Below are 26441 nucleotides of genomic sequence, written 5' to 3' on the forward strand. Positions count from 1 at the left end.
CACTCTCCGTTTTCATGCTTTTGTTTTCAGCTGGCTATAGCTCTGTTTGCTTACTTTATCGTGCATTGCGCCCTACTCTTATTTAAAGCACTGAACTTGAACCGTCACAGGGCTTGTTTGTTTTTCGTGACAGTGCTCAGTATTCAGGTTTTAATAATATTTATTAGCAAGTTGCCGATAAAGCATTCAGAAGCCAAACGGATATAGCGGTAATGAATTTAAAGTTAGCCAGACAGACTCGTGTATTAGTCATTGATGATCAGGTCCTTGCCAAAGGCTATTTGAAATATTCACTGGAAGAGCTGGGCTTTCAAAACATTGAATACGCCGATCGGGTGAGCACCGCGCTAACCTACATTCGCCGTAACCACTATGACCTTATCGTCTGCTCCTACGATCTGAAGAATGAACAGGACGGCTATTTTCTTTACGATCAGCTTAAAGAACATAACGAACTGCCACCCAGTACGGCTTTTGTTTTTATCAGTGCCGATACCACTGCGGATATCGTGCACAGTATTGTTGAGCTACAACCGGACGACTTTCTGGCCAAACCTTTTACCGTTCGGGAACTCGACCGCCGCTTAGGCAGATTATTAACTCGAAAACAAGTGCTGAAGCCGGTGTATCAATTTATTGAACAGGGCTCTCTCGATAAGGCGCTACTGGAGCTGGAAAATTTTTTAACCGAGCCGCGCAACTCTGAATTTTTCCCTCTGGCCTTAAAATTAAAAGGCGAACTATTGTTAGCCTGTGGTCATTTCGATGAAGCCAGGGAGTTTTACCAGGCCATTATCAATGTGCAGAACTTTACCTGGGCCCAGCTTGGTTTGATACGCAGCTTTATTTCACTGGATTTGGATGAAGAGGCGGAAAAGCTGGTTATTGAACTGGCACTCAAGCAAGACTCCATGATAGCTGCGTATGACTTGCTGGCTGCACTACAAATTAAGCACAAAGAGTTTGAAGATGCGCTGGAAAGTGTTGAGGTTGCCAGTGAAATTTCTCCCCGCAATATCCACCGCCACGCCAAAGCACTTGATTTATCCAGACTGACCCACGATTACGAATCTCAATTCGAAGCGGCCAAGAAAATTGTCAAAATTGCCAAGAACTCCATTCATGACAAGCCGGAAATTTACCTGAATGTGGCCCGGGCAGGTATCGATTTTGCTATGACCGCTGACGAAGAACAAACCAAACGTTTAATCAAGCAATCCACCGAATATTTAAAGCAGTTAAAAAATAACTTTCCGAAAGCCGACATTGATGAACAATTAAAGGTAATTGATGCCCGACTGTTGTACCTGGAAGACGAAGTAGACAACGCCAAGGCGCTGCTCGATCAATTAAGTAACGATGCCTGGGAAACTGAGAGTATTGAAGGGTTACTCGATAAAGCAAAAGCCTTCCATGAAGTCGGCTTCCAGGAGCATGCGCTGAAAATCCTCGATCTGATTGAACGCAGGTGTAATAACGATCCGGCCCAGAGCAACCTGTTTTTACAATATGTCCAACAGGAAAAAACCGAAAAAGCAGAAATAAAGCTCAGTCCCAAAGAACTCAACAACAGTGCCGTTAACCAGTATCAGCGTGGCGATCTGGAAAAAGCGCTGCATACCTTCCGTCAGGCATTTACTATTATGCCTAAAAACCCCTCCATAGCCCTGAATCTGTTACAGGCGGCAGCCATTAACTTTAGAGAAGCGAATAGTGAAGCGGCAAAAGATACCCTCAGTACGCAGTTAATTCATAACTGTCTTAAAGCGATTGAGTCCGGCAAACTTACTGAAGAGCAGGAACAACGCTATCAACGGGTTAAAAAGGTCTTAAAAGACTTAACCTAACGTCTATAACTCGCTTGCAATAAGGCTTTCAGACGGATTTTTTTGCGCCTGGACTTTGCCGTTGTTGAAGTCAGAGACTGTTCATTAAATAGTAAATATTTATTTAGTATGACTCTGAACGAAATAACGCTCACATGCAAAAAAGCTCTAATCGAGAGGTATCGCCTCACGACGATGAATATGGTGGCATATTGGATCAGTGTATTCAGTCCATACCGGGGATGTTGGAGATACCCATAGCCTTTTTGGCCGTGGTAGAAAGCGACACTCTGTAGTTTAAAGCTAAATTTTGGTATTGAAGCACAGGAAATGCCTGTGGGGGGGATTCAATTTGTAAGCTGGTAAAAGAGACAGGCGATATTATTTATATCGAAGATACGCTGCATGATGAACGTTCCCGAGATAAATTCTGTTTTACCGGTGAGCCATTCATTCGCTTTTATGCTGGCGTGCCCTTTCAGCTCCAGGATATCACCGTCGGTTCTGTGACACCCGGCCCCGGGTATTAACGCCCCAGGATATTGAGCTGCTCGCCAAATTCAGCCAGTATCTGGTCCAATGCATAGAGTTAATCTACGCTAATCTGCGAACAGAAAACGAACACCAGTTGCTAAACTACCCCCGGCTGCACTGATCCGCTGGCAGGCACAACCCAGTGTTACCACTTCATTATCTGTCGCAGAATTTTACTAAATTACTACACGTTGAACTCCCTGAAGATGTCTCACTTTTTCAATTGGAAAGCTTTATCTATCCTGAAGATCTCGACGGATTCATGTTTGCTATGTGCAACCACCACAGCAAGGCGCTTCGTTCTATGAATGTGATTTCTGAGTGCTAAATAAAGGCCATTCACCCGTTTGGTACAAACTGGTTTCCCGCAGTATATTTGAAGAGGAACTGTTGATAGCCGTACAAGGCCTGCGGCTGAATAACGCAGCGCAGAAATATCTGGAGCATTCTGTCAGGGGTTCGGACATGGTTGCTCGTTTGGGCGGACAAGAGTTTAGCTTGTATCTGGACTCAGACGAATAGCAGCAATGCAGTCACATTCTCGATGACATTTTGGCCAGCATCAGGGCTATTAGCATCGAAACGGACAAAGGGCAGTTAGACATAAGCACCAGCGTCGGTGCGACTCTTGTTTGCCGCAGTACACAATTGGCCACAACGTTTTTTGATATGGCGATGAAAGAAGCAGACGATGCCTTATACGAGGTCAAGCGGCAAGGCAAAGACCACTATTTCTGGCATCATCAGAGGGTAGCTAACCAACCGGAAAACAACCAGTAGATGGCAGCCGTTACCCCTTAACCGGGCTGGTACTATACACCACTACGTCATTGTCAAAAATGGCATCAGTATAACGCTCTGTGCGCTGATACTGCATACCAAGTTTGTGCATTATATTGATGGAGCTGTGGTTATCCGCCAGGGCTATAGCTGAAAACTGTGGGCACCCGGCCAGCCTGAGCGCTTTAACTACCGCTTTGGCTGCTTCCGTTGCATACCCTTTGCCCCAGCTACGACGACAGAAGCGCCAGCCTAGTTCGAGGTTATCCGGCTGCGGGTTGCCGGTAAAAAAGCCTAACGGACGAACCAGTATCCAGCCAATCGCTTCGCGACTACCGGTCTTTAAACGGACCTGCCATAATCCCCAGCCTTTCTCTTCATTATTGAAAGACTCGATACGCGGAATGAACACCTCGTCCACGTCCTTACGCGAGGTTTTCCGGCCTCCGGTCAAGTAGCGCATAACCTCTTCATCCTGATCAATTTCAAACAGGAAATCACGGTCTTGCGCGGTAATACGGCGATAGGTTAAACGCTCGGAAGGGTTTACAGTAAGCATGTAATTACCCTCCCAGCATGGACAGATTTTTAGTGATCCCGGTGATACCATCCTGCAGGTAATGAGACACTCTTTTATCGGCCAGACTGGCAGTCACAAAGTCTTTCACCGCCTGTATATTACCCGATTGTAATGACTCGCGTAAATCGAGCCCCTGCTCACTGAATAAGCATAGATGCAGTTTACCCAGCGCCGTTATACGCAGACGGTTACAACTGTTACAAAAGTCGCTGCTATAAGGCATGATAAATCCGATGCGACCTACATAATCAGGATGCGCCAGTTCTATGGCCGGGCCTGCATCGTTACCACGAGGGAGAGGCTGCCAGCCCCGCTCTTTAAGCGCAGCAAGATGCGGCTCGGCACTGACATGATGTGACTTAAAAAAGGCCTTATGCTGGCCGGTTTCCATCAGTTCAATAAAGCGCACCGTTACCGGCATGTCTTTTAACCAGGCTGTGAAGTCGCGTAACTGCGAATCAGCCCACGGGCGCAGCAATACGGCATTAACTTTTACATTCATGCCTTCTACCAATGCTGATTCCACGCCATCCAGTACCGCGTTGAGTTTATCCTGTCCACTCAAAAGCGCAAATTGAGCCGGCTCAAGACTATCGAGACTAATATTTACCTGTTTAAGACCAGCTTCAGCCAACGGCTTCGCCAGCGCGGCGAGCTTGCCGGCGTGGGTGGTCATGGCCACTTTACTGATGCCATTACTCTGAGCACAGCTGGCAATAACATCAACAATATCCCGCCTGAGGGTAGGTTCTCCACCGGTGATGCGAATTTTCGAGGTGCCCATTTGCGCAAAAGCATTTACCAGAGTATCAATTTCATTTAGGCTCAGAAACTGCTGGGCCTGTCCCTGATAACCATCAGGCAGGCAATACTGGCAACGAAAGTTGCATACATCAGTAATAGACAAGCGCAGATAATAAAAACGGCGGCCAAACGAGTCTTGTAACAAATTCATGCCTTTAAGGTTAATATCAACAAATAACATTGCACTTTGTGCTGTGGGTTATTCTACCTTATGTCAGGCCGTAACATAACCATTGATATTTTAAGGGTATAAAAGAGGATACATGCGCCCACATCGACAACCGGTTGATCCCAATACGCCCATGCAATGGCAGGTGTTTCGGCAGTTATGGCCTTACCTGCTGGAATTTAAGCAGCGCGTTATTCTGGCGCTGTTGTGTCTGGTAGCGGCTAAACTGGCCAGCATTGGCCTGCCCTTTATTCTCAAACATACTGTAGACAGCCTCAATGATGACACCGTCACCGCCCTTGCGGTACCGCTGTCACTGGTGTTTGCTTACGGTGTATTACGACTGTTTAATGTATTATTAGGTGAAGTACGTGATACCCTATTTGGCCGTGTTACTGAGCGGGCCATGCGCCGACTAGGCTTGCAGGTTTTTGAGCACCTGCACCGACTGGACCTGGGTTTTCATCTGTCCAGGCAAACCGGCGGCCTGTCGCGAGATATTGAACGGGGTACCAGCGGCATTAGTTTCCTGATGCGGTTTATGGTATTTAACATCGGTCCTACCCTGCTGGAAATAGCGCTTGTCGTGGGGGTTTTACTTACCCAGTATGGCGTGTCATTTGCGCTGATTATCCTTTGTTCGGTAATTGCCTATGTATGGTTTTCAATGAAAGCTACCGACTGGCGCACCGAGTACGTCCGTCAGGTTAATCAGGCTGATTCCAGCACTAACACCCGCGCCATCGATAGCCTGCTGAATTACGAAACCGTTAAATATTTTAATAATGAGCAATACGAAGCCAACCTGTACGACAGCAACCTCGCGCAATGGGAAACTGCTCGTCGTAAAAACCGCCTGTCGTTGTTTGCTCTGAATGGTGGCCAGGCTTTCATTATCGCCACCGCCATGACCAGCATGTTATTGCTGGCAGCCATGGAAGTCAGCGAAGGTAAAATGACCATTGGGGATTTTGTGTTAGTCAACGCCTTCACCATGCAAATTTTTATGCCACTTAATTTTCTGGGTTTTGTCTACCGCGAAATTCGTGGCTCGCTGGCCAACATTGAAAATCTATTTAATCTGCTCGACAGAGCACCACAGGTTGACGATAGCCAGGACGCTAAAACACTGGTTAGCCGTGAAGGGCGTATTGAGTTTCAGCAGGTTAGTTTTGCTTATCATGACGACCGCCCTATCCTCCGCAACGTTAGCTTTACGGTTGAACCGGGCAGCAAGGTTGCTGTAGTGGGCGAAAGTGGTGCTGGAAAATCCACACTGGTGAAATTACTGTTTCGTTTCTATGACCCCACATCCGGCATGATTACGATCGACGGCCAGAATATTGCCAAGGTCACTCAGCACAGCCTGCGTCAGCATATCGGCATCGTGCCCCAGGATACGGTGTTATTTAACGATACTATTTTCGAAAATATCCGTTATGGTCGCCCCGATGCCACTGAGGATGACGTAAATGAAGCCATTAGTCTGGCCCATCTTGATCAATTTATCAGCCAATTACCTGAGGGCGCCCAAACAAAAGTGGGTGAACGCGGACTGAAGCTGTCAGGGGGAGAGAAGCAACGGGTTGCTATTGCCCGGGCCATACTGAAACGTCCGGCGATTATGGTTTTTGACGAAGCCACCTCGTCGCTGGATAGCCAGTCTGAGCAAGCCATATTGCGAGCCCTGCGCGAAGTGGCTAAGGGCCACACGAGTCTGGTGATTGCCCACCGTTTGTCAACGATTGTGGATGCCGATAACATTCTTGTGATGAGCCAGGGCCAGCTCATCGAACAGGGTGATCATGACACACTCCTGAGCCAACAAAGTGTTTATGCCGGCCTCTGGCAGGCACAGCAAAAGCAGGCAAATTAACCATGACAAACGCTATGCCGGATGCGGCCGCCCTCAAACAAGCGATAAATCAAACCATGCCGTTCGGCAAATATGCCGGACGTAAACTTATCCAGTTACCGGAACCTTACCTGGTATGGTTTGCCAAACAAGGCTTCCCGGCGGGCAAACTGGGCGAGCAGTTGGCCTTAATGTACGAGATAAAACTTAACGGAATGGAAGGTATGCTGGCCCCATTAATCGACGACTAACGCGATGGTTTATCATCAAAAGAAGTACCAGCAACAGGAAGCTGACAAACGCAGCTTGTGCTTGCATGGCTGTATCGCCCTTAAGGTGCTGGCTGAACCGACCTTGTTAAACCAGGCAACCGCTACACTGCAACAACGCTATGAACAAGAGTTACTGAGCTATGGCGCTTATCTCAACTGGCAGGCTATTCTCGCCCAGGCCAACACACCCGAGGCGTTTGTCAAAGCGATGACCGCCACCGATAAAACCACCACAGCACTGCGCCGCAAAACCATCTTTACCGGTGTCCTGAACGAAAAAGAGCGCAGCGATTGCCTCGCTGCGCTCTATTAACACCATAAGCTTGCAGGCTACAGATTACTTACTGCGTAAGTGGTCCGCTACCAGAAACGCCATTTCCAATACCTGATCCGCATTTAAGCGCGGATCGCACTGTGTTTTATAGGCTTCTTTAAGATCTTCATCACTGATCTGGTAAGCACCACCGGTACATTCGGTGACATGCTGGCCAGTCATTTCCAAATGGATACCGCCCGCATAAGTGCCTTCAGCTTCATGGGCCTGGAAGAACTGCTTAATCTCGCTCAGGATGGCATCAAAATTACGGGTTTTATAGCCACTGGAGGCCGAGAAAGTATTCCCGTGCATAGGATCGGAGCTCCACACCACATTGCGCCCTTCGGCTTTCACCCGGCGTAACAGACGCGGTAAATTCGCTTCCAGCTTGTCAGCCCCCATCCGGGTGATCAGAGTTAGCCTGCCCGGGTCATTATTCGGGTTAAGCGCATCAATCAGGCGGATGAGCTCGTCTGCTTCCATCGACGGGCCGACTTTAACCCCAACAGGGTTGTTGATACCGCGGAAAAACTCAATGTGCGCATGGTCGAGCTGACGTGTGCGCTCACCTATCCACACCATATGTGCTGAACAATCATAGGGTTTGCCGGTTAGCGTATCGATACGCGTGAGGGCCTGTTCGTAATTGAGTAACAACGCTTCATGTGAAGTAAACAGCGAGGTTTCATGTAACGATGGCGTATTAGATGAGTTGATACCAATAACATCCATAAACTCCAAGGTATCCTGAATGCGACGGGATATGTCCAGATATTTATCTTTTTGCGGATTGTTTTCCAGAAACGCCATATTCCAACGGTTTACTTCATGCAAGTCGGCCAGTCCGCCCTGAGCAAAAGCACGCAACAGATTTAACGTGGCGGAACTGCGGTGATAAGCTTCAACCAGGCGCTGTGGTTCAGGGCGACGCGCTACTTCGGTAAACTCAAAGCTGTTAATGATGTCGCCACGGTAACTGGGCAAGGTAACACCATTGATGGTTTCGAAATCCGATGAACGTGGTTTGGCATACTGACCAGCCATACGTGCCACTTTGGTCACCGGACAACGACCGGCAAATGTCAGCACGATAGCCATTTGCAACAGTACTTTAAAGGTATCGCGGATCTTTGGTGCATTAAACTCACTAAACGATTCCGCACAGTCACCGCCCTGGAGTAAGAAACCTTTACCTTCGCAGACCTGACCAAGCTGACGTCGCAGCTCGCGGGCTTCAGCGGCAAACACTAAAGGAGGATACGAACTCAGGGTCTGCTCGACCTTCGCCAGTTCGGCTTTATCCTCGTACTCTGGCTGTTGCAAAATCGGCTTTGCACGCCAGCTATCTGGTTGCCAGTTATTCACTTAGCACCTCTTTCAAATGGGAAATTACAGAAAACGACTAATCTTTTAAAAGCCAGTTACTTGTCGTACGGGAATAAAATGCCGCTGTTCATCCTTAAACAGGCATTCAAACTGACAATCAAAGGTTAACCACAGGTTAGACAGGTTGAGTACATCTCTGGTAGGTCCGTATGCAAGCATTTGCCCTGCCTTCGCTAACAATACCGTATCGGCAAAGGTGTTAGCAATATTGATATCATGACAACTCATAATTATTTGGTTGCCTACCCCGGCCAGAGCACTGAGCCACTGCATCAATACTGTCTGATGACGAATATCCACCCCTTGAAGTGGCTCGTCCAGTACTATAATAGCATTACCGGATTTAATAGCTGGCCACACCTGTAACAGCGCGCGGCTGATCATGATACGTTGTAACTCACCACCTGACATGTGGCTAACCGGTTTATCCAGCAAATCAGCAATGTCTAGTTTACGGATCAGTTCACCAGGAATGTCATTCGTTTCTACCGGACTTAAAAATTGCAGACATTCGCGCCCGGTAAGCTCAAACTGAATGCTATGTTGCTGAGCCACAAAGCAGCGATTTACCGATAATACCGCCAATGGCGCTGCAAAAATATCAGTTTGCCCCCAGTAAACCTGTCCTTGATCTGGTGCAACCAACCCGGCCAGCACCAGCAGCAACGATGTTTTACCGGCGCCATTTGCTCCCAGCAAACAGGTGATACCGGGCTGCTTGATAGCAACCGAAATATTATTCAGCCGCTGGGCCAGGCCCACGTTGTGAAGTGTAATGGGCTGACTCACCTGAACTGCCCTTTAAGTAAGGCGTAAAGCAGCAACGGGCCACCAAGTGAGGCCGTAACCATCGATACTGGCAAGGTAGCATAAGGCAGCAAATCTGAGAACAATGCCACCAGCAATAACATGATCCCGCCACACAATGCACTGGCCGGTAACACCACCCGGTTATCAAACCCTATGAGCAGTCTGACATAGTGGGGCACCAGTAGGCCTAAGAAAGCAATGGAACCGGCAATGGCAACAGCGGCGCCGACAGCCAGGGCACAGGCTATAAGGACGACTTTGCTTTCATGAGCAGGGTCGATACCAGCACTGCGCGCTGTCAATTCGCCGTTGTAGAGATAATTCAGGGTTTTCCCCTTAGAGATTATCAGCAAGCAACTCCCCACTATCAGCGGTGCGCTCCACAACAGGATCCAACCATCAGCCTGATGCAGACTGCCCATTACCCAGAACGTAAGATTACGCATCGACTGCGCATCAGCAAACAAATAGAGCCAGCCCATTACTGCACTGGTTAACGTAGTAATAGCAATACCAGCCAGAATAACCGAGGTGTTGAGCCCTCGCAGACGAGCCGACAGACGATAAATAATACCGGTCGACACCAACGCACCGGCAAAGCAGGCTAAAGGCATGCTGTAATGCAGGGTACTGACCATCCACTCTGGCATCAGGATCAACACTAATGCCGCCATCAGGCTTGCGCCACTGGCGATACCAATAATCCCCGGATCGGCCAATGGATTACGTAACACCACCTGCAAGGCCGCGCCACTAACGCATAATGCGGCGCCTACTACAGTTGCAGTAATTGCCAGAGGTAGCTGTAAATTTAGCAGAATGTACCAGCGCGTCTCGGCGGTCGTATCAGCCTGCCACCAGACACTGGCGAGCAGTGCCGAAAAGCACAACAGCAATACGATTCCCAGTGCACCAACAGTCCATTTGGAGGCGGGGGCCGACATTAATTTCTGAGCGCCTTAATCAACCCGTCTGAAGCTTCCTCAATTAAACCAAGCACCAGCTCAAAGCCTTTTTTGCCACCGTAATACGGGTCCGGTACTTCTTCATTCTCATATCCGGCAAAATCCAGCATCAGGCGAATTTTATGATGATGTTGCGGATCGCTCATTTCGCGCAGGTTTTCAAGATTGCTCTGGTCCATAGCCAGGATCAGGTCGAAGGTTTCAAAATCGGAGTCGCTCACCCGACGACACTTCAGCCCTTTAAAACTATAGCCTCGCTCCTGTCCGGCGGCTTGCGAACGTTTATCAGGCTGGCTACCAATGTGGTAACCATGAGTACCGGCTGAATCTATGGTCAGTTTAAGTCCAGCTTCATCAGCTTTATGGCGGAATACCGCTTCGGCCGTCGGCGAGCGGCAAATATTGCCAAGACAGACAAATAAAACAGCTTTGGGTGATGTCATGGTAATTCCTATCTTTACGTCAGTAATCTTAGCCTGCAATTTAACCGGACTGCTGGCAATGCGACTTACCCCACCGGTTCGAGCGTGGTATTGTACTTATCATTAGCGTTGAACACTATGCTAAAACCCACGAAAAAAACAAAGAGACAGATAAATGCCGACAGATATTAATGCACATGTGCTAATGCTCTCCAGTTCGCGCATGGGAGATGAAGCATATTTGGAACACGCCCGCGATATGATATTTCAACACCTGGGAGAAGAAAAAGATGTCCTGTTCATCCCATATGCCGGCGTCACGTTGGGCTGGGATGATTATACAGACAAGGTAAGCCAGGCACTTGAGGAACTTACTATTACCGGGATTCACACCTGCGACGATCCTCAGCAAGCCATCTCCTCGGCTAAAGCGGTACTGGTAGGTGGCGGCAATACCTTCAACCTACTCAACGAATTGTATAAAAAATCGTTGCTTGATCCCCTGCAGCGCAGGGTTAGCCAGGGGATGCCCTACATAGGCTGGAGTGCTGGCAGCAATATCTGTGGCAACAGCATTCGCACCACCAATGATATGCCAATCATTGAACCCCCATCGTTTGCAGCGCTGAACTTTTTAAGCTGTCAGCTAAACCCTCACTACACCGATTACCAGCCGCCGGGGCACAATGGCGAAACCCGTGATGACCGCTTGTTTGAATTCACGCGGCTTAATCCTGAAACACCGGTGTTGGCTATCCGGGAAGGAACTGCACTGCACTACACCAAAGGTCGACTGACTTTACTGGGTGAACTGGAAGGATTTTGTTTTAGCGGCGATGATAAAACCCCCATCGCGCCGGGACAGGACTTAACCAACTATATCAGTTGAAAAGCTCGCTCAGTGCAGCAAAATCCGGCACTGAATCATAAGGGATAGTAGCCAATAGCGGCGCCGGCATTAGTTGCGCAAGCGTCGCCAGATTTTCATTGAAATAAGGCATATCAGGCGTCAGTGTATTGGCTATCCAGCCTTTAATATTAAGGCCATCAGCCTTAACGACTTCAGCGGTCAGCAAAGCGTGATTAAGACAGCCAAGTCGCATACCCACCACGATAATGACATCGAGCTGTAGTACCTTCACCACATCACTTAAGAAACGCCCATTGCCCAAGGGTAAACGCCAGCCTCCGGCCCCTTCCATTAACAGTATATCGGCTTGTTTATTCAGCAGGTAATGAAACCCCGTTTCAATCACCGCTTCGCTGATTGGCATTTCAGTAAGCGCTGCAGCAATATGCGGTGCGATTGCCGGCTCAAGTGCTACAGGGTTCACTTCGTTAAGGGTTAGCGCAACGTTCGATGCCTGCTGTAAGGCCAGGGCATCTTCGTTTTGCCACTGTCCGTTCAGCCAGTTACAACCAGCCGCCACAGGTTTGTATCCTATGGCACGCTTTCCGGCCATTACCGCGGCTTTTAATAGCATTGTGCTAACGTAGGTCTTGCCTACTTCGGTATCAGTTCCGGTAACAAAAAAAGCCTGAGTCACATTGGTTTCTCCAGTGTCAGGTGCAATACGGTATAGGTATTAGTTAACATCCCCTGCTCGTTGCGCGGCATCGCTCCTTCAAGTTGGGTTAAAGCTTTGCGGGTCAGGCCCTGACGCTGAGAACTCCGGGCGCTACTGCCGGCACCAACGCCTTTGATTGAGCGCAGTAGCGCAAATATTCCGGCAAATTCATCAGCATAATCCATCAGCAATTGGTTCTGACAGCACAGACCAGAGAGGCTTACTGAATCAAGCCAGTCGTTGGCTGTGAACAGGTCATTCACATGCAACGAGACCCCGGCTGCGCGGCTTGCCCTGCGTAATTCAACAAAGGAACCATCCACCATTATAGCCAGTTCAGCGCGGCCGCCACGGTTCAGAACCCGGGATATTTCATCGACAGCGGCTTGCGGACGACGGCACCACTGTAACGCCATGGAGGAAAAAACCAGATCAAAAGATGCGCTTTGCCAGGGCAATTGCTCGGCATCACCTTGAACAAACCGGATAGCGGGATAATTGCGCTGAGCCTGCTCTATCATACCTGCGGCCAAATCCAGCCCGGTTGTAGCAGTGGCCATCCGGCTTAAGCGGTGAGTGTGACAGCCGGTACCACAGCCAATATCCAACGCATTACTCAACGCATGTGAAGGTACGCGAGCCAACGCTGCTGCGGCTATCTGAGCCTGAATACTGGCAATTTCATCATACTGACTGGCAGCGTCACTGAACCGCCTGGCGACATCGTCTTTTGCGGTTGCCTGTTGCGGGGCTGACAGCGGATCAATCAGGGCCATGCTGTAACTCCTGACGCGCCAGTGTAAGTCCATCGACAAGGGCATCGATGTCCTGGGAACTGTGCACTGCACTGAGTGTAATGCGCAGACGATCTGACCCTTTCGGCACTGTGGGATGGCGCATGGCGGGCACCCATAGCCCCCTTTCCGATAATGCTTTGGAATACTGGCGGGCCAGTTCCGGCTCGCCTACGAGCAGCGGCTGAATTGCACTATCTGAGTCGAGCAAAGTCAGACCTTCCTGACTGGCGCGTTGTTTGAAATAGGCAATATTGTCGTGCAGTTGTTCCCGCCGGGGGCCGGTGGTCACACAGTTCAACGCGTAAATAGTTGCTACCGCCTGAGCCGGCGGAAAAGCCGTTGAATAAATATAATGCCGCGCATAGTTAACCAGATAATCTATCAGGCTGTGGCTGCCAGCTACAAAAGCCCCGGCGGTCCCCACAGCCTTTCCGAAGGTCCCCATGATAATCTGACAATCAGTTTGCTTCAGCCCGTATGCTTCAACTGAACCCAGTCCGGAATCGCCGGTTACGCCAAAAGCATGGGCATCATCCAGCATCAGCCAGCTGCCAGATTGTTTCGCACTTCTCATTAGCGCGAGCAGATCCGGACTATCGCCATCCATGCTGAACACCCCTTCAGAGGCAATCAGGCGGTTAGGTGCTTCAGACTTAGCCAGCAGGGTGTCCAGATGAGCGGTATCATTATGTGCGAAGCGGCGCAAGTTGCCCTGACTCGCCAGCGCGCCTTCAATAAACGAGGCGTGCATAAATTTATCTGCAATAATATCGCCGGACGAGGCAAACAACGTCTGACAAACGGCCTGATTGGCGGCAAAGCCGGAGTTAAACAACATTACCGCATCGTAACCCAGCGCTTCAGCCAGCATGAATTCCAACTCTCGGTGCGCCACGCTATAACCGGTCACCAATGGCGAGGCACCACTCCCCGCACCAAATTGTGCCAATCCCTCAACCCAGGCTTGTAACACCCCCTGATCGTGGCGCAGCCCTAAATAGTCATTGCTGCCAAAGTTCAGATAATGCTCGCCATTGACAGCGATGACGCCATCGCGTTCATAGTCTATCGGCGTTCGCTGGCGATAATAGCCTTGTTGCTGGCGCTCACTTAACTGCTTGTCGATAAAATCAAAAGCCATTATGCAGACTCAGTTTGTCCTTTTTCCGTGGCATCATAAAACAGTTCAGCCCGCGGGGTATTATGTTGTTCAATTGCTTCTTCCAGCGCCATTTGGTGCGCTTCGTCAGAATACTCCCTGGTCCGCTCAGAATTAATGCCCAGCTTCTTAAACAGTATGACATCCTCATGGGTGTCAGGGTTAGACGTAGTCAGCAGCTTACAACCGTAAAAGATTGAATTGGCACCGGCCATAAAACACAGTGCCTGCATTTGCTCATTCATTTGTTCGCGGCCAGCCGACAAACGAACGTGGGACTGAGGCATCATTATACGAGCGACGGCGATAGTTCGGATAAAATCAAAGGGCTCCATATCTTCCAGTTTGTCCAGTGGTGTTCCATCGACTTTTACCAGCATATTAATCGGTACACTCTGGGGCTGCTCCGGCAGATTGGCCAGTTGAATAAGCAGCGAAGCACGGTCGGCAAGGGTTTCCCCCATACCGACAATGCCACCTGAGCAAACGTTCATACCTGCATCCCGCACATTTTGCAGGGTATCCAGACGATCCTGATAAGTACGGGTGGTAATGATATCGCCATAAAACTCCGGCGACGTATCGAGATTATGATTGTAGTAATCCAGACCGGCCTGCTTTAGCGCTACTGCCTGGTCGCGGGTTAACATACCCAGCGTCATGCAGGTTTCCAGACCCATTGCTTTCACTTCAGCGACCATTTGAGTGAGGTAAGGCATGTCACGCTCTTTGGGATTACGCCAGGCAGCGCCCATACAAAAACGCGTAGAGCCGGTTTGTTTGGCTTCTTTAGCGCGTTCAATCACCTTTTCGATTTCCAGCAAACGTTCTTTTTCAAGGCCGGTATCATAACGGGCGCTTTGTGGGCAGTATTTGCAATCTTCCGGGCACGCGCCGGTTTTGATGGATAACAGAGTACTCACCTGCACCTGATTAGGGTCAAAATGCTGACGATGAACCACCTGGGCTTTGAATAACAAATCGTTGAATGGCATTGCGTACAATGCCTCCACTTCTTCCCGGCTCCAGTCATGTCGAACGACCGCTTCAGTGCTATTATGTTGTGATGCCAGCATCGCCTATCCTTTACTCTTGTTGTCTGGTCGCTTAGTCTATGCGGCAGCAAAGACTTGTCAACCAAATTAACCTTTTAAGCTTTACTATTGTGCACTATATAAACAACAAAGACTTTGACCAGCAACATATCTGGCACCCGTACACCTCGGCTATCGACCCCTTGCCCTGTTTTGAGGTCAGTGGTGCCAGTGGCGCAGAAATTACCCTGGCATCGGGAGAGACTCTTATTGATGGCATGTCCAGTTGGTGGGCCGCCATTCATGGCTACAACCACCCCGATTTAAATGCCGCCGCGCACCAGCAAATCGACAAATTTAGTCACGTCATGTTTGGCGGTCTGACCCACGAGCCAGCAATTAACCTGTGCCGACAATTGCTCAGCATGGCACCGGCAGGGCTTGAGCGGGTATTTCTGGCCGACTCTGGTTCAGTGTCAGTGGAAGTGGCGATTAAAATGGCTGTGCAATACTGGGCGTGTCAGGGCAGGCCTGAAAAAGCACGTTTGATAGCGCCCCGCAATGGTTACCATGGCGATACCTTCGCCGCGATGTCAGTGTGCGATCCGGTTAATGGCATGCACAGCCTGTTTGCCAATACCCTTACCAAACATGTTTTTGCCCCGGCCCCACAAACCCGTTTCGGTCAGGCGTTTAGCGAAGACGACATTCTGCCGCTGGAAGAACTGTTTGCCCGACACCATGAAGAACTGGCGGCACTTATCCTCGAGCCAGTTGTGCAGGGCGCTGGCGGGATGCGCTTTTATCATCCCGAATATCTACGCCGTTGTCGTCAGCTTTGCGATACCTACGATGTATTACTGATTTGCGATGAAATTGCTACCGGATTCGGCCGCACCGGCACACTGTTTGGTTGCGATCATGCCGAGATTAGCCCGGACATAATGTGTGTAGGCAAAGCCCTCACCGGTGGCTACATGACGCTGGCGGCCACCCTGTGTTCTGAGGATGTGGCCCGCGGTGTTTGTGAAGGCAGTCCCGGCGTATTCATGCATGGTCCTACTTTTATGGGTAACCCGTTGGCCTGCGCGGTTGCCAGCGCGAGCTTATCACTGATTAATCAGGGCCACTGGCAGGCCCAGGTACAAGGAATCGAAAAGCAGTTAATAGAAGAGCTTGAGCGCTGTAATGAACTTGCCTGCGTACAGGATGTCAGAGTATTGGGCGCGATTGGCGTGGTGGAGACCAAACACCCGGTAGATATGAAACGTTTACAGCCTTTATTTGTAAAACATGGCGTCTGGATCCGTCCGTTTGGCAAACTCGTATATATAATGCCACCTTACGTCATTACACCTGAACAACTCAGCCGGTTAAGTGACGCGATATACCATTGTCTGAGTAGCACCTACGGATAAAGCATTAAGGAGCCTGCGGTAAATGATTATCATGCGATTAATCGACAAGGTATTGTTTGCTGCGCTGCTGATCCTGCTGTTACAGGTGCCCATCGTTACGGATCACTATCTGCAGTATCTCAACGGCTATGTCGATGCCACACAGACCGAAGTAGACCACTACCAGCAACTGGCCGATACCTATGGCTACATCAGTATCAACGACATGCTTACCGCCCTTAAGGCTAACCGGGATCCGCTGGTGCGTGACGATGCTCAGCATAAGCAAACTGTAATGCGGGCGCATCAAGAGGCTCAGCAAGCCTTACTTACTCTGCGCACCAGTAATTATTTTGAGCAGGCCTGGTACTTTGCGCAACCAGCCCAGTATCATCGACTCAATCAGGTGCTTACTCTTTACCAGCCCTCATTGCCACTCAATCCACAGTCTATTGGCTCAGCACTGATCACCTCACTTTGCCTGTATCTGCTGCTTTGGTTGCCAGTTACCCTACTTCGCAACCGGCGTAAAAAACACCGCCAGATTTTCGGCCACTAATCCTTTTTTGATACCTGACCCGACAATCAGGTATCAAAATTGCTACCTGATCATCATGGTAAACACCTTTTATTCACATTTTATCGATTAATATTTACCCAGTATCGCGAAACGCCCCACTTTCATGGGCCATGCGATTGAAGTGAGGAAAATAACCATGACAGATACACCCAAAAATCAAACGTTAATTACCGGCCAGCTGTTGCAAATTAGAGACAAGTTAATGGCCAAACGCCACCTCATTCCTGCGTCATACCAGGCAGAATGGGATGCGTTAGCCGAGCAAACTGAAATGTTCGACCCGGCTAATCAGGGTCAGTTAAGCCACGCTGGTAATGAAATGGTCATCAAACACTCTGCTTTTAAAGGCACGGTAAATGATTTGCTGCAGTTAGTTGACGCCATGCGTAACTTAAACCGCCAGATCAAAATCAGCGCACATTAATTCGCCCGTGCTCAGTTCGTGAAGTCGCTGCCGCAACACGATTGCGGCTTGCACCCGGCGCTTGCCATAACTGGTCATGCGCTGGAAGTCTTCGCGGGCAATGGGCACATGCTGGTAATCAAGGATCCGCGATACGGCGGTGTCAGTATCCGGATCCGGATCATGAATATAAACACAATGCTCATCCGTGCCGGTAATCACTACCCAGTGCGGCGCTTTAGAGCGGTCCAGCCGATAGGTACTGATCAGGCACATCAGTGCACTTTGCGGTGCATTCGCTTCCTGATCAAGGACGTCCAGCCAGTTGCTGTAAAACACCGGTACCTGGCGAGCCTCAGCTTCAATTAAAAATTGCTGTTCCACGGCAATCAGCGTTTGCCTTTTATGCTCATTACGTACGCCGTCGACAAACAGTGGTCCTTCGTGGCTCAGATACACCTTTACGTCAAATCCCCGCTCCATTGCCGACATTGCCAACCCCAGCGGGTGTGTCCCGGCCGGACCACTGGTCATATAAACGGTATTCGATTCACGCCAGATAGCAAATTCTTCGGCCTGGGATAACTGTGCCGCCGGGTCGATCATTGCCATGGCCATCATCAGACTGGCCGGTCCACAGGTAAACGCTGTGGATTGCTGATACCACGGACATAACCTGTGCTGAATATCCGGTGTATCCAGAGGCAGTGCTTTTTGCATACGGATCGCGGTTGCGTCATCCTCATAGTAATGCGGGGTGATGGCAAAAGGCTCAAACCCCAAACGGGTATACAGCCGAATGGCAGACGCATTATGCTCTGCCACCTCAAGGCGCATATACCGCTTACCGCGTTTACTGGCGCGTTTTTCCAGATAACTAATCATGGCCTCTGCCATCCCCTGGCCTCGCGCTTGCGGCGCAACGGCCAACGAATATAAGCGGGTCAGCAGAGTGCCACGCCGGACTAACAATAATCCATACCCCACCAGCTCGCCTTCGGCATCGGCCACCACCATCTCAGCATTGCTGCTATGCAGGTAATGCCGGAAGCTGCGACGGCTAAGTCTGTCAGCACTGAAACAGCCGTTTTCCAGCACCAGTAGCGCAGCCAGATCGCTGTTTTGCGCTAACCTTAGCAACCACGGTGAATGTTCGGCGTTCATGACTCGCGCCCCCGGCGTTCCAGGAGGCTGACGAATTCCTGCATGATTAGCAGGTACAATTCGTTGCCCAGATATTTGTCTTCAATACCAGCATCAATATTGGGGTTATCGTTAACTTCGATCACGTAAACCTTGTTGCCGCGCTGCTTTATATCTACGCCATACAGCCCTTTGCCGGCTACATCTGCCGCCGCAATTGCCGCTTTCAGCACCTGCTTGGGCACTTCAAAGGTAGGCATGGTAACAAAGTCACCCGAATCGGACTTACCGTCTGCATGGTTATAAATTTGCCAGTGATTACGCGCCATAAAGTACTTGCAGGCATAAATTGGCCGACCACCGAGCATACCAATGCGCCAGTCAAACTCAGTAAAGATATATTCCTGAGCCAACACTAACGCAGAAGCGTCGAGCATCATGGTGAGCTTCTCTTGCAACGCGACTAGCGTTTCAACTTTATACACGCCTTTAGAAAAGGAGCTCTCCGGTAATTTTAAAATCATTGGCAATTGCAATGCACCGATTAAGGCCTCACAAGTGGTTAAATCAGCATCGGTCACAAACTGACTTTTCGGTGCCGGCACTTTGTGATAACTAAAGGCATCCTGCAGGAAAATCTTATTACAGCAGCGCAGAATAGACTGACTATCATCCATCACCACCACACCTTCGCGCTCTGCGGCGCGGGCAAGCCGATAGGTCTGATGGTCAATCGCGGTGGTTTCCCGAATAAACAGGGCATCGTACTGCGCCACGTCACCAATGGTCTCTGCGGTTACCACTTCGGCATGGAAGCCCGCTTTGCCAGCCGCTTTAACAAACTGGGCTATGGCTTTTTTGTCACTGGGCGGCGTTGATTCCTGCGGGTCGACCAGAATCGCCATGTCCCAGCGGGATTGTTTGCTTTTTGCCGATGTGCGCCATTGCTGCTGAGTAAACTGACTCAGTCGCTCAACAAAGCTGCTTTGTAGCGAATCTGGAATAGCATTAAAACCCACCGACAAGCAGGCAACGGTGGCCTGCTCCTGATGAACCGTCAGTTTCAACAGCGGGCTTGGGTAGCGACCAAAGGCAGAAGCTGCAATACGTTTCAGGCGACTATCTTGAGTTTTACCAAAGCACACAAAAAATTCACCACCAAGGCTTTCGATAATCGCTTTTTCCTGGGGTTTAATGACCAGCGACTGCCCTTCCTGACCGGCTTTGACCAAACGTAAATCGTTAATGGTATTAACGCTGGGGATAACGCGATGCTGTCTGGCTTCTGCCAGCAATGAGCAATAATACCCATTACTCAGGTATTGCTCTGTGTCACAAAGGTTGATGACCCGGGTTTTCGGTTCGTTCCATTTAGGATAATCCGACAGATATTGCTCAAAACTCAATACGGTTAATGAGGGTACGTCCAGGTCGATATGTTGATTTGCCACAATCAGAGTGTGATGCATGAAAATTTGAATGTCCTTACACGAACGTTCACAGACAATCGGCCCTATTGCCAATTCGCTGCCAGCGTTGATTTATTGCGCTATAGTACTTGGAAGCGAGTCGCACGAATAACGGATTATTTTTATCGTAACGACCTGTTTTGTTTCTGCTGCGACTGATGTATTTGCAATGTGAAAGGGTTATGCTCTATTCTGCGCCTACCCCGGCACCATTGGTTGGTGCACAGGCTGTTCAAGGAGATTATATGTTGTTAGCGAGTGTCGCTATTCTCGTCGGGTTACCCTTATTATTGTGGAGTGCGGATAAGTTTGTGGGCGGTGCTGCCGTTGTCGCCAAACACTTTGGTTTGTCGCCAATTCTTATTGGTATGCTGATTATCGGGTTTGGGACCTCAGCGCCCGAGATCATCGTGTCGATTATTGCCGCGATGGAACAAAGTTCAGGTATCGCACTGGGTAACGCCTATGGCTCCAACATCGCTAACATCGCACTTATTCTTGGTATTACGGCCCTTATCAGCCCCATAGCAGTACGCTCTCAAATTATTCGCAAAGAACTGCCCATCATGCTTGGCCTGACCTTCTTTGCAGCCTGGCAAGTACTCGATTTAAAGGTATCAAAAGACGATGCCTTTTCCCTGCTCGGCCTGTTTATTCTGTTGATCTCCTGGAGCATCTGGACCGGTATGCGCGGCGACAAGGATGCCCTTGCCGAAGAATATAACCAGGAACTGAACCTCGCCGACACCAATCTTAAAAAAGAAACCCTGTGGCTGGTAATCGGGCTAATCATCCTGGTAGCAAGCTCACGATTGTTAGTGTGGGGCGCGGTGGAAGTCGCTACCTACTTTGGTGTCAGTGATGTGGTCATTGGTTTAACCATTATTGCCATTGGCACTTCATTACCGGAACTTGCCTCATCATTGGTTGCGGTGAAGAAAGGCGAACACGACCTGGCCCTGGGTAACGTTATCGGCTCCAACATGTTTAACACCCTGGCGGTAGTAGGCATTGCCGGGGTAATTCACCCCATGGAAGTGAGCTCTGACTTCTTGTATCGCGACGTTCTGTTTATGCTGGTGGCGTCGGTTGCACTGTTTATTTTCTGTATTGGCCTTAAAGGGCCAGGTCGCCTGAACCGGCTGGAGGGTGGCGTGTTTGTAACCGCCTATGCAGGCTACACATGGTATTTGATTAATAGCAGTTTTATCGGCGGTTAGTTCACTATTGAGGGCAGCGCTGCCTTATGACAGCGCTGCGGCATTGAGCGTAACCAGACTAAGCGAGCTGATCCCAGCCAGGATAAATAAATTAACGCCATAGCGATCGCTTTTACGACGGTTGCGGCGAGAACGCAGAAACATCGTTATTAAGCTGGTCACCAGACACGCCTGCAATAACATTACCAAGGCATCAATATATTCAGCAGACCAACTGGTACGCCCTTCAATTCCCCAAAATTGCTGAACGCCTGACACCATCTCCGGGCGGGCAAAATGAAATAAAATCAGACAAATTACCAGCGATAACCAGGCGAAGGAATTCAAGGTGACGACCACCCGGTAATAAGTATCCTGCTCACGAGATTTCTTTCTGCGTTCCTGACCAAATTTTTGTACTTGTTTCGTTGTCATTTGCATCGGTATCGCTAGTATCCGCAAAGCGATTGAGTATACTAGCGCCTGTTTGGCTAAAGAGACTACCACACTGCTTATTATTCAAGCAGGCTACGGATGAAAAACGGCTTTTTTACCGCTCTAATACCCATTATCGGCCAACACATCATTTTGTTTAATGAATCTGGATGCAATCACGCTTAGCCTATGCGATGATTTGCGATTACATAAAGACACATTTTGATTGGAGAAAGTAACCATGACACACGCCCCCGTAGTTGACGTACTAGCTGGTAAGTACGCGGTTGGCGAATCGGTAACGGTTAAAGGCTGGGTTCGTACCCGTCGCGATTCAAAAGCAGGCCTTTCATTTATTGCTTTGCATGATGGCAGTTGTTTCGACCCTGTACAGGTCATTGCACTCAATACCTTACCCAATTATGCCGATATTCAACGTTTAACGGCAGGCTGTTCACTGGTGGTTACCGCTAATGTAAAAGCGTCCGAGGGCAAAGGCCAGGCACTTGAACTGGACGCCACGGACGTAGAAATCGTGGGCTGGGTTGAAAACCCGGACACTTATCCCATGGCCGCTAAGCGCCATTCCATCGAATATCTGCGTGAACACGCACACTTACGCGCCCGCACCAACGTTATTGGTGCCGTTACGCGCATCCGTAACTGTTTGTCACAGGCGATTCATCGCTTTTTCCATGAACAGGGCTATTTCTGGATCAGTACGCCAATTATTACTGCCAGCGATACCGAAGGTGCCGGCGAATTATTCCGCGTCTCAACCCTGGATATGATGAACATCCCCAAAACCGACAAAGGCGCTGTGGACTACAGCGAAGACTTTTTCGGTCGCGAAGCTTACCTGACCGTTTCAGGCCAGTTAAACGGTGAAACTTACGCCTGTGCCATGTCTAAAATCTACACCTTTGGACCAACGTTCAGAGCAGAGAACAGTAACACGTCGCGTCATCTGGCTGAGTTCTGGATGATCGAACCGGAAGTGGCGTTTGCCGACCTGAACGATATTGCGCAGTTATCAGAAGATATGCTGAAGTATGTGTGTAAAGCCGTACTGGAAGAACGTGCCGATGACATGGCATTTTTTGCCCAGCGCATTAACAAAGACGCTATTAACCGCCTGGAAAAACTTATCAGCAGTGACTTCGTACGCATGGATTATACCGATGCGATTACCATTTTAGAAAACTGTGGCAAAGACTTCGAATTCCCGGTGAGCTGGGGGATTGACTTATCCAGTGAACACGAGCGCTACCTGGCTGAAGAGCATGTTGGCGCACCTATCATCATGCAAAACTACCCGAAAGACATTAAAGCCTTTTACATGCGCTTAAATGATGACGGTAAAACCGTCGCAGCGATGGACGTACTGGCCCCGGGTATCGGTGAAATCATTGGTGGCTCCCAGCGTGAAGAACGTCTTGATGTGTTCGACAACCGCCTGGAAGAAATGGGCCTGAGCAAGGAAGACTACGGCTGGTATCGCGATTTACGCCGCTACGGTACGGTGCCCCACTCCGGTTTCGGCCTAGGTTTTGAACGTCTGGTAGCTTATGTGACCGGTATGCAAAACGTGCGCGACGTTATCCCGTTCCCACGTACACCGGGTAACGCCAGCTACTAGCAACTAAATGACTGGTTAACACCAGTTCTTAAACACCCGCGGGGCGCATTAAGCGCCCCGTTCTATTTTAAGTCGCCAGTGTTTAGGTTAAGCTAAACAAAACACTTTTCGACGCCCGTGATGTCAGCGCCACCTCTATGTAATATCACCTGCCCTCAGTGCGAAGCCAATGTGAACGTGCCGGCTTTGCAAAATAAACAGCGTGCTGTATGTCCACGCTGCGGCTATACACTGAGTATTTACCACCGCAATGATATGCCGGCGTCTCTGGCCTTGTCGCTGTCAGCGATGATTTTTTTAGTCCTGTCACTACCTTTTAACTTCCTTTCTTTCAGAGCCAATGGTCAGCAAAACAGTATCGATTTACCGGGCGGCCTGAACGTGCTCGTGGAGCAGGATTATGTCACGCTGGCTATCATCACAGGCTTGGCCACTCTAGTGTTACCCGGGCTGGTGCTGGTTGGATTAATTATTCTACTTACCTGCCGCTTGCTGACCACACCTAGCCCCTGGATGAAAACCGTGCTGCGCTGGGTAGAATGGCTGATGCCCTGGAGCATGGCTGAGATTTTCCTGCTCGGTACGCTGGTAAGTCTGATAAAAATTACTTCCCTGGCCGATATCGCCATTGGCTTGTCTTTTTATGCCTTTGTGTTGTTCAGCGTGTGCATGAGCGCGGCGCTGTTTTATTTTGACGATACCCGCCTCAAATTGTGGTTGCATAATGGTGAGTTACCTGAAGTCACCCCACTTACACCGCATATGGCGAGCCTGAGTATTCAGCGTACCTGGGCATTGCTGTTTACAGCGTTAATCCTGTATATTCCGGCTAATGCATTGCCCATAATGAGTACTGAGTTGTTCGGCAGTTCTGAGCCGAATACCATAATGGGCGGCGTGATATCGTTATGGGAGTCGGGCTCATACCCGGTGGCCATGGTGATATTTGTAGCCAGTATCGTGATCCCGGTGGCCAAACTGGTGGTGCTCGCCAGGTTGACCTATGCAGTACAATTTAAAGAACTGACGAATCCCGGCAGGCAAATCCGCTACTACCGGTTTATCGAATTTATTGGCCGCTGGTCGATGATAGATGTATTTGTCGTGGCTATACTTGTGGCACTTATCCAGCTTGGCAGTACCCTGGCGATTCATCCAGGGCCGGCGGCTCTGGCGTTTTGTGCGTTGGTATTTATTACCATGTTGGCAGCAATGACATTTGATTCCCGCTTAATCTGGCAGCAAAGGAAAGACTCAGATTTATGACCGATAATGCAGCAATAAAACCGACAACGCGAATTTCCAAAGTATGGGTAATCCCTATTATTGCGTTACTCATTGGCGCGTGGATGGTTTATTACCAATGGCAGAATCAGGGTCCGCTGATCACTATCGATATGAGTTCCGCCAGCGGCATTGAGGTCAATAAAACTCCCATTAAAATACGTGATCTGGACGTCGGCCAGGTAAAGAAAATTGAGCTTAAGCCCGAGCTGGACGGGGTTACGGTAACAGCCCGGCTGGAAAAAAGTGCAGCCCGCCTGCTCAATGAAAAGACCCGCTTCTGGGTTGTCGCACCCCGTGTTTCGTTTTCTGAGGTTTCCGGACTCAATACCTTACTTTCCGGTAGCTTTATTGCTATGACCGCAGAAACCGGACAAACCGAGCAGGATCATTTTACCGCCCTTGAAAGGCCACCGGTTACACCGCCCGGCACCCCAGGCTTACACGTTGAATTACGCAGCGATACCGATGATTTAACTTATAAACCCGGAGATACTATAATTTATAAAGGGTTTAAGGTTGGTGAGTTTGAGGAAGTAAACTTCGATGTAGAGCAAGGCCAGATTACCTACCGGGCGTTTATTCATGCGCCCTACCATAAGTTAATTGATGAAAACACGCGCTTCTGGAATGTTAGCGGTGTCAAACTGCAACTGGCCTCTAACGGCCTTACCATTCAAACCGGCAGCCTCGAAACCTTACTGGCAAACGGAGTAACGTTTGGCAATCCACAGGGCGATACTAAAGGTAATCCGATTGATGATAATGCCAAATTTGTTATCTACGGCGACTATAACGCGGCTGCTGACGAGCGGTTTCGCTATGCCGCTCAGTATATCCTGCTGATTGATGAAAGCGTGCGGGGGCTTACGGTCGGTGCGCCGGTAGAATACCGGGGCCTGCAGATTGGTAAAGTAGCCGCCATAAATGCTAATAACGTTGACGTGGGTAGCTTACTGGATGATGAGTATCCGATACCGGTGCTAATCAATATATATCCGGGTAAAGCGCGCCTGGAAGACAGTCAGGAAGGTCTGGCCTTTCTTAGAGAACGATTATCACGCTGGATAAAAAAGGATTTAAGGGCAACCCTGCGAATGGGTAATGTGATTACCGGCGGATTATTTGTTGACTTGCAACACGTGGACCAGCCAGACACCGCCTCTTTGTTGTCGGTAAACAATATGGACGTCATCCCCACGGTGTCCAGTGAGTTTACCCAGTTAACCCAAAAAGCCGATGCCATTTTAGACAAAATCAATGCACTCCCCCTGGAGGCCTTGATTGCTGATATTACTTCGGTCATCGACACTCTTAACCGCGCGGCCGAATCAGTCAATGAAACCAGTGGTAACTTTAACGAAACCATTGCTGCACTTGATACGGAACAGCTGAACAGCCAGATTCAACATAGTCTGCAGGCATTTGAGGGCCTCTTACAGCATTATTCTGAAGGTGGGTTAAGTAAAGCGGAAATTGCCAACACCGTCGACTCGTTGCAGGAAACACTCAGGGCCATTCAGCCTCTGCTCATGCAACTTAATAAAACCCCTAATGGGCTGATTTTCTCGGATAATGCCGAGATTGATATTCAACCACAGGCGCAGGAGTGAAA

Annotated in this window: 27 protein-coding genes; 14 read left to right on the top strand and 13 right to left on the bottom strand. The window is 49.5% G+C overall.

The window, feature by feature from the left end; all coding sequences use genetic code 11:
• Nucleotides 1–212 precede the first annotated feature (212 nt).
• The 3 genes from AC2T0J_RS22980 (at nt 213) to AC2T0J_RS22990 (ending at nt 3140) form a co-directional block, all read left to right on the top strand.
• Nucleotides 213–1847, top strand: coding sequence for a response regulator (locus AC2T0J_RS22980; protein WP_489808033.1), 1635 nt, complete (start codon nt 213–215; stop codon nt 1845–1847).
• A gap of 134 nt (nt 1848–1981) precedes the next feature.
• A complete protein-coding gene (locus AC2T0J_RS22985) occupies nt 1982–2122 on the top strand; it encodes a hypothetical protein (RefSeq protein WP_489808034.1) in 141 nt (46 codons plus the stop codon).
• A gap of 886 nt (nt 2123–3008) precedes the next feature.
• Nucleotides 3009–3140, top strand: a complete 132-nt coding sequence (locus AC2T0J_RS22990) for a hypothetical protein (RefSeq protein WP_489808035.1) — start codon at nt 3009–3011, stop codon at nt 3138–3140.
• A 10-nt stretch (nt 3141–3150) separates the two neighbouring features.
• On the opposite strand, the gene AC2T0J_RS22995 is transcribed toward AC2T0J_RS22990, so the two are convergent.
• Entirely contained in the window at nt 3151–3699 is a 549-nt protein-coding gene (locus AC2T0J_RS22995) for a GNAT family N-acetyltransferase (RefSeq protein ID WP_489808036.1), read from the bottom strand.
• Between the two features lie 4 nt (nt 3700–3703).
• Nucleotides 3704–4669, bottom strand: coding sequence for a GTP 3',8-cyclase MoaA (moaA, locus tag AC2T0J_RS23000; protein ID WP_489810395.1), 966 nt, complete (start codon nt 4667–4669; stop codon nt 3704–3706).
• Between the two features lie 118 nt (nt 4670–4787).
• Here moaA and AC2T0J_RS23005 point away from each other — a divergent pair, with 118 nt between their 5' ends.
• Genes AC2T0J_RS23005 through AC2T0J_RS23015 form a run of 3 tightly spaced genes read left to right on the top strand, consistent with a single transcriptional unit; the run spans nt 4788 to nt 7133 of the window.
• On the top strand, nt 4788–6569 hold the full coding sequence (locus AC2T0J_RS23005) for an ABCB family ABC transporter ATP-binding protein/permease (RefSeq protein ID WP_489808037.1): 1782 nt from the start codon (nt 4788–4790) through the stop codon (nt 6567–6569).
• Between the two features lie 2 nt (nt 6570–6571).
• On the top strand, nt 6572–6799 hold the full coding sequence (locus AC2T0J_RS23010) for a DUF3820 family protein (RefSeq protein WP_489808038.1): 228 nt from the start codon (nt 6572–6574) through the stop codon (nt 6797–6799).
• Between the two features lie 4 nt (nt 6800–6803).
• Nucleotides 6804–7133 carry a hypothetical protein gene (locus AC2T0J_RS23015; RefSeq protein ID WP_489808039.1) on the top strand — a complete coding sequence of 110 codons (330 nt, stop codon included), beginning with the start codon at nt 6804–6806 and terminating at the stop codon, nt 7131–7133.
• Between the two features lie 24 nt (nt 7134–7157).
• Here the strand turns inward: AC2T0J_RS23015 and AC2T0J_RS23020 are convergent, their stop codons facing one another.
• From AC2T0J_RS23020 to AC2T0J_RS23035, 4 genes are read right to left on the bottom strand one after another with little or no spacing between them, the layout of a single operon-like run.
• A complete protein-coding gene (locus AC2T0J_RS23020) occupies nt 7158–8501 on the bottom strand; it encodes a class II 3-deoxy-7-phosphoheptulonate synthase (protein ID WP_489808040.1) in 1344 nt (447 codons plus the stop codon).
• 45 nt (nt 8502–8546) lie between these two features.
• Nucleotides 8547–9311 (bottom strand): ATP-binding cassette domain-containing protein, encoded by a 765-nt coding sequence (locus AC2T0J_RS23025; RefSeq protein ID WP_489808041.1) that lies wholly within the window; start codon nt 9309–9311, stop codon nt 8547–8549.
• A complete protein-coding gene (locus tag AC2T0J_RS23030; protein WP_489808042.1) occupies nt 9308–10276 on the bottom strand; it encodes a FecCD family ABC transporter permease in 969 nt (322 codons plus the stop codon). The genes AC2T0J_RS23025 and AC2T0J_RS23030 overlap by 4 nt, the downstream gene beginning before the upstream one ends.
• Complete coding sequence (locus AC2T0J_RS23035; RefSeq protein ID WP_489808043.1) at nt 10276–10740, bottom strand: low molecular weight protein-tyrosine-phosphatase; 465 nt, start codon at nt 10738–10740, stop codon at nt 10276–10278. The genes AC2T0J_RS23030 and AC2T0J_RS23035 overlap by 1 nt, the downstream gene beginning before the upstream one ends.
• Nucleotides 10741–10894: 154 nt before the next feature.
• On the opposite strand from AC2T0J_RS23035, the gene pepE reads away from it, so the two are divergent.
• Nucleotides 10895–11608 carry a dipeptidase PepE gene (gene pepE, locus AC2T0J_RS23040; RefSeq protein WP_489808044.1) on the top strand — a complete coding sequence of 238 codons (714 nt, stop codon included), beginning with the start codon at nt 10895–10897 and terminating at the stop codon, nt 11606–11608.
• Here pepE and bioD read toward each other — a convergent pair.
• The 4 genes from bioD to bioB are packed head-to-tail and all read right to left on the bottom strand — an operon-like array spanning nt 11601 to nt 15319.
• On the bottom strand, nt 11601–12203 hold the full coding sequence (gene bioD, locus AC2T0J_RS23045) for a dethiobiotin synthase (RefSeq protein WP_489810396.1): 603 nt from the start codon (nt 12201–12203) through the stop codon (nt 11601–11603). The genes pepE and bioD overlap by 8 nt on opposite strands.
• A 59-nt stretch (nt 12204–12262) precedes the next feature.
• Nucleotides 12263–13063, bottom strand: a complete 801-nt coding sequence (locus AC2T0J_RS23050) for a methyltransferase domain-containing protein (RefSeq protein WP_489808045.1) — start codon at nt 13061–13063, stop codon at nt 12263–12265.
• Nucleotides 13050–14225 carry an aminotransferase class I/II-fold pyridoxal phosphate-dependent enzyme gene (locus tag AC2T0J_RS23055; RefSeq protein ID WP_489808046.1) on the bottom strand — a complete coding sequence of 392 codons (1176 nt, stop codon included), beginning with the start codon at nt 14223–14225 and terminating at the stop codon, nt 13050–13052. Before AC2T0J_RS23055 ends, AC2T0J_RS23050 begins: the two co-directional genes overlap by 14 nt.
• Nucleotides 14225–15319: a biotin synthase BioB gene (gene bioB, locus AC2T0J_RS23060; protein ID WP_489808047.1), complete on the bottom strand. Its 1095-nt coding sequence runs from the start codon at nt 15317–15319 to the stop codon at nt 14225–14227. Before bioB ends, AC2T0J_RS23055 begins: the two co-directional genes overlap by 1 nt.
• A gap of 98 nt (nt 15320–15417) precedes the next feature.
• Between bioB and bioA the strand changes: the two genes are divergently transcribed.
• The 3 genes from bioA to AC2T0J_RS23075 all read left to right on the top strand — a co-directional run bounded on the left by bioA (nt 15418) and on the right by AC2T0J_RS23075 (nt 17678).
• Entirely contained in the window at nt 15418–16695 is a 1278-nt protein-coding gene (bioA, locus tag AC2T0J_RS23065) for an adenosylmethionine--8-amino-7-oxononanoate transaminase (protein WP_489810397.1), read from the top strand.
• 22 nt (nt 16696–16717) lie between these two features.
• A complete protein-coding gene (locus tag AC2T0J_RS23070; protein WP_489808048.1) occupies nt 16718–17233 on the top strand; it encodes a DUF2937 family protein in 516 nt (171 codons plus the stop codon).
• A gap of 157 nt (nt 17234–17390) precedes the next feature.
• Complete coding sequence (locus AC2T0J_RS23075) at nt 17391–17678, top strand: hypothetical protein (RefSeq protein WP_489808049.1); 288 nt, start codon at nt 17391–17393, stop codon at nt 17676–17678.
• On the opposite strand, the gene AC2T0J_RS23080 is transcribed toward AC2T0J_RS23075, so the two are convergent.
• Nucleotides 17646–18821 (bottom strand): GNAT family N-acetyltransferase/peptidase C39 family protein, encoded by a 1176-nt coding sequence (locus tag AC2T0J_RS23080; protein ID WP_489808050.1) that lies wholly within the window; start codon nt 18819–18821, stop codon nt 17646–17648. The genes AC2T0J_RS23075 and AC2T0J_RS23080 overlap by 33 nt on opposite strands.
• Nucleotides 18818–20269 (bottom strand): RimK family ATP-grasp domain-containing protein, encoded by a 1452-nt coding sequence (locus AC2T0J_RS23085; RefSeq protein WP_489808051.1) that lies wholly within the window; start codon nt 20267–20269, stop codon nt 18818–18820. Before AC2T0J_RS23085 ends, AC2T0J_RS23080 begins: the two co-directional genes overlap by 4 nt.
• A gap of 245 nt (nt 20270–20514) precedes the next feature.
• Between AC2T0J_RS23085 and AC2T0J_RS23090 the strand changes: the two genes are divergently transcribed.
• Nucleotides 20515–21489, top strand: coding sequence for a calcium/sodium antiporter (locus AC2T0J_RS23090; RefSeq protein ID WP_489808052.1), 975 nt, complete (start codon nt 20515–20517; stop codon nt 21487–21489).
• 24 nt (nt 21490–21513) lie between these two features.
• Here the strand turns inward: AC2T0J_RS23090 and AC2T0J_RS23095 are convergent, their stop codons facing one another.
• Entirely contained in the window at nt 21514–21903 is a 390-nt protein-coding gene (locus tag AC2T0J_RS23095) for a hypothetical protein (protein ID WP_489808053.1), read from the bottom strand.
• 241 nt (nt 21904–22144) lie between these two features.
• Here AC2T0J_RS23095 and asnS point away from each other — a divergent pair, with 241 nt between their 5' ends.
• From asnS to pqiB, 3 genes are all read left to right on the top strand, one after another.
• Nucleotides 22145–23542 carry an asparagine--tRNA ligase gene (gene asnS / locus AC2T0J_RS23100; protein WP_489808054.1) on the top strand — a complete coding sequence of 466 codons (1398 nt, stop codon included), beginning with the start codon at nt 22145–22147 and terminating at the stop codon, nt 23540–23542.
• A gap of 177 nt (nt 23543–23719) precedes the next feature.
• Nucleotides 23720–24808: a paraquat-inducible protein A gene (locus AC2T0J_RS23105; RefSeq protein WP_489810398.1), complete on the top strand. Its 1089-nt coding sequence runs from the start codon at nt 23720–23722 to the stop codon at nt 24806–24808.
• A complete protein-coding gene (gene pqiB, locus AC2T0J_RS23110) occupies nt 24805–26439 on the top strand; it encodes an intermembrane transport protein PqiB (RefSeq protein ID WP_489808055.1) in 1635 nt (544 codons plus the stop codon). The genes AC2T0J_RS23105 and pqiB overlap by 4 nt, the downstream gene beginning before the upstream one ends.
• Nucleotides 26440–26441 lie beyond the last annotated feature (2 nt).

It is taken from the genome of Alteromonas sp. ISO5 (assembly GCF_058105165.1).